We start from the raw sequence: 4,218 nt of genomic DNA, 5'->3' as shown, positions 1-4,218 counted from the left end.
CCTCAGCCTCAAATTCCTCAGCCTCAAATTCCTCAGCCTCAAATTCCTCAGCTTCGAAACTTTCTGTCTCAAATCTTTCGGTTTCAAAGTCTTCTTCCTGAAAAATATCCTTTTCAATGTCCTCTTCAAAGCTTTTTTCCAGGTCTTCCTCTTCAAAACCTTCTTCCAGGGTTTTTTCAAGCTTCCGTTTTTCCACAGTAGGTATTTCAGACCTGTTTTCTGTATTTTCTTTTATATCTTCTGCGCTTTTGCCTGTCTGGTTCTTAATTTCACGGATTGTTTCATCAAGCTCCCTTTTAACTCCGTACTTTCGGAAAAAATGATTTAAAACGTTTGAAACGTCCCTCTCGAGAATTTCATCGGCATGGGGGTGTTCAGGAGTAATATACTGAGGCCAGTCAATTAACTGGACTCCATCTTCGGAAGCAAAAATATTATACTCACTTAGATCGGCGTGGATAATTCCCAGCGAATAGGTAATTTTTACCTGTTTGAGGATCTCATCGAGATACCATTCAGGGTCAATAAGTTTTGTTTTTGAAAGAAGGCTACCTTTTGCAAGTTCCATGACTATTGCATGCCTGTTGTGGTCAAAGGGCTTTGGGATTGAGACCTCTGGATACAGGGTGGTCATGATGTCATACTCTCTCTGGGCGGCAAGTCTGGCTGCATAGATCCAGGAAAAATGTTCTCTTTCCCCAAGGTGCTCACGCACACGTTTTATTTGCTTGAAGCTTGTCCTCCCTTCCCTGTGAAACTTGATCACGACCGGAACAGGTTCGCCAATTGAAAGCTCAGGCGGGAGGATTGCTTCATAAATTACCGATTCTTTTCCTACCCCGACTTCGTCCCCTATTGCACTGATACTTTTTCGCTTGACAAAGGCATTAAGGGCAAGGACATCGTATCCCTCAAAGTAAATCTGAAAACCCTCGTAAGGCTGGGTGATCCTGACAACAAGCTTATTCCTCACAAGTTTTTTTAGCCTGTATTCCAGCTTCTCAAAGGGCAACCTGGTGTATTTATTCAGTTGTTCCATTGGCACCCATTCAAAATGCTTCATTTCGGTCTCAATGCCAGTCAGGATCCTGAAATCCTTTGAGTCAAGATCTTTAAAAACCCTCAGCGCTTCGTCGATCATCTTGATACTAGATATATCCCTCGATATTTAAATAATAGGTATCATACTCCAGTTTCACTGCCAGCGTTATGCCAGTCGAGTGTTCCTCATCAATTTTTCTCCGACTTTCGTATTCTGGAAGGTAAACACCTGTCTAGCATACTTTAAATAGCAGGGTGAGAAGAAGGGTTTCTGCTAATTATTTTGCTCAATGATTGAAACAAAACAAAATAGCAATTTTAGAATAATTTATAAGGGAGTTAATATAAGATATATGAGAAAAATGTGGGATGAGAAAATGTGGGTGACTCCGGAGAGAACCCTGACATTAAAAGTATTTATCATTTGTCTAGGAGCTTGAGAAAACTATATAAACCTTTTTTGAAGGAACCATGAATAAAAAAACTGTCTTGGATAAAATAGATGAATTGTCTTTAATTTATGAAAATGGCATTTTATCACATCCCTACTGGTATATTCCACCGAATAAAAGATATTTAATTGCGATCCATGATGAACTATTTCAGGGGAAGTCCGAACTTAAACTAACATTAAATGAGGTCGCAGCCTTGTTATTGACCCATAATTTAATCGAATTGGATTAACTGCAGGAAGAAATTAGTGTTAATAAGAGCTGTAAAAACCAGGATTAAACTGATGCGCGCACCAAAGGAATTAGTGATATCTATTTTTGTACTACGACCTAACATATGCTCCGCATACCTGATCACGAGCATATATCCGGAAGCTATTTACAATGGCTATGGCTGTCATCGCCCAGGATACTGATAGGTATTTAAGGGTATCCTGCGTGAAGGTCTTGTTTGTAGAAGTACTAGTTGCACATTAAATACAAGGTATGGGTATTTAAGACAAGAATAAGACATTAAAGACATAAATAAACGTTAAAAAAGGAAATAAATGTTAAAGAATAAACGGATGTTAAAGAGAAGAAATAAGCGTTAAGAGAAGCGATAAACTGAAAGATAAAGCATAAACGTTAAAGACAAGAAATGAACATTAAAGATAACTAATAAATATTAAAGATAAGAAATAGAAAAGCTAAACGAAGTTACACACAGCAAGCTGTCAATATTAAGTGTTTTTTCCACTCCATAATAGTGGATTCCAAAACTGATTATCAACCATTATGGAGCGAACTCTGTTTGAAATCCTTCATTTTGATGGAATAGGAAACACTTGTTTGCTCATCGCTTTTAGTTTTTTGATTGCTGAGATAGTTGCCTGAGATTCTTTATAAACCCTGTCTTCGTAATAACTAATGATCTCGTCGACCGGAACCGCAAGAGAATAGATCTTCATCGGTCGCCCTTTTCCGGGTTTTTTTTCCGAATGTATACTAACCCAGGATTGATTGCACATTAGCCTCATTGCAAGACTGACTTCGGGTTGTCTTAATCCAGTACTTATTTCAATTTCCCGGGATGAAGCTTCGTCTACATTCATAAGATAAGCCACGGTTGTAGCGGCATTTTTTGACATCCCAAGATTATTTAACGCTTTAATAAAAATATAATCATTTTCGTCCAACACTTTTACTTCATAGTCTTTCATAATAACCTCTTAATATTTCGAGTTTATGGATAGTTTATCACTTAAAAAAATTTTTTATATTACTTTATAAGTAGGTAATTACTTATAAACATTTTCAAAATATATACATTTGCGTGATAAATGATGTATTGACATTTTGAAAATAATAAAAAGCGTTTTTCTTAATCTACTGGTTATTCTGGGATTATTGTGACACCTGCTCAACCGTACTATATAGTAATCAGGCCAGTAACTACGTGAAAAAGCCAGGGTTATCACTCTAGTCAGATGGACCCGGTATACTCAGGAAGAGTCTTTAAAGCAAAGAACCATTAAAGCAAGGAACTGTTAAAGTAAGGAACTGTTAAAGTAAGGAACTGTTAAAGTAAGGAACTGTTAAAGTAAGGAACTGTTAAAGTAAGGAACTGTTAAAGTAAGGAACTGTTAAAGCAAGGAACTGTTAAAGCAAGGAACTGTTAAAGCAAGGAACAAGTAATTTTTCATTTTCTAGCTACTATATTGAAGGGTTCGAAAATAGAGTAAAAAATTATTAAGATGCAAGCCAGTAACATACTGGTTATAGGAATTTTAAAAAAGAATTTCGGTTTATTTTTTGTCTTCTCTATTCCATTCTATCAAAGCTTTTTCAATAGATATCAAAGTAAACATAGTAGTATTGAATATCTCATCTGGATGTTGCGGCATCCAACTGATTTCATCGAGAACGTCTTTTGGGAGCCGAACAATGTCGTTCATTTCTTCTCCTATCCTCATGAAATATTCGGTATATCGTGAACCGTATCTACTGTTATCACTTGCAGTGATAGAAATATACTGAGTAAATGACCCGTCATTCATTATATCTCTTGAATACCTGTACTGAATTTCTTCAATACAATCCGAGTAATCATTATGCAATCTTCGGACTGTATCTGGAATTGATTCTCCGTCTTTTTGCAAAGCTTTCAGGTCTGAAAATACACTTTTTGAGAGTCGAATAGTTTTATACTGTTTCACGCTACTACATATGTAGTTAAGTATATAAATAGATTAATATACGATACAGTGTTTCGCTAAAATCTCTTTAATAATTCGTATTTCATTGTTTTTAGCGTTCACCTACTAATTCATTAACATTGCTTACGAATAATAAGATAATAAAATAAGTATGCAGTTTTATGGTCGATAATTTATGGTTGATAATAACCCTAATAGTCCACACAATAATCCCGAAAAGAGAAAAAATCCTTTTAAGAAAATGCTAGATAATATGAGAAATCTTGTAATAAAGGATGTCGAAGATAATGAGCCGTCTTCTTTTGAAGCATTTGAAATTGGAAAAAATCAAGACTCAAACAACCCGAAACCTGAAATGTCTGAAACAAAAAAAGCTAAGAGATCAACACATGAAAGAAAATCTAATAGTAAGGAACAAAAGCTTCCAAAGAAGTTTAAAAAAGGCTGGTAATTGATATTATAACCCACTTTCCGCAGGTGCGACAAGAAGCTATACTATGAATCGCGCCATTACGCTACCTCTTCCA

General features: G+C 35.8%; 4 protein-coding genes. 1 reads left to right on the top strand and 3 read right to left on the bottom strand.

What is annotated here, in order from left to right; all coding sequences use genetic code 11:
* The 3 genes from ASJ81_RS09265 to ASJ81_RS09250 all read right to left on the bottom strand — a co-directional run.
* Positions 1-1,141: serine/threonine-protein kinase RIO2 (locus ASJ81_RS09265; RefSeq protein WP_095644223.1), on the bottom strand; the 1,141-nt coding region annotated here is incomplete at its 3' end.
* Positions 1,142-2,296: 1,155 nt separating this feature from the next.
* Positions 2,297-2,695 carry a transcriptional regulator protein gene (locus tag ASJ81_RS09255; RefSeq protein WP_095644222.1) on the bottom strand — a complete coding sequence of 133 codons (399 nt, stop codon included), beginning with the start codon at positions 2,693-2,695 and terminating at the stop codon, positions 2,297-2,299.
* A 585-nt stretch (positions 2,696-3,280) separates the two neighbouring features.
* Positions 3,281-3,691 carry a hypothetical protein gene (locus tag ASJ81_RS09250; protein ID WP_095644221.1) on the bottom strand — a complete coding sequence of 137 codons (411 nt, stop codon included), beginning with the start codon at positions 3,689-3,691 and terminating at the stop codon, positions 3,281-3,283.
* Between the two features lie 175 nt (positions 3,692-3,866).
* Between ASJ81_RS09250 and ASJ81_RS09245 the strand changes: the two genes are divergently transcribed.
* Entirely contained in the window at positions 3,867-4,142 is a 276-nt protein-coding gene (locus ASJ81_RS09245) for a hypothetical protein (protein ID WP_095644220.1), read from the top strand.
* Positions 4,143-4,218 lie beyond the last annotated feature (76 nt).

The organism is Methanosarcina spelaei (genome assembly GCF_002287235.1).
Lineage (GTDB): Archaea > Halobacteriota > Methanosarcinia > Methanosarcinales > Methanosarcinaceae > Methanosarcina > Methanosarcina spelaei.
Note: the sequence above shows the minus strand (reverse complement) of the source record. Positions and strands in the feature narration are given on the sequence as shown.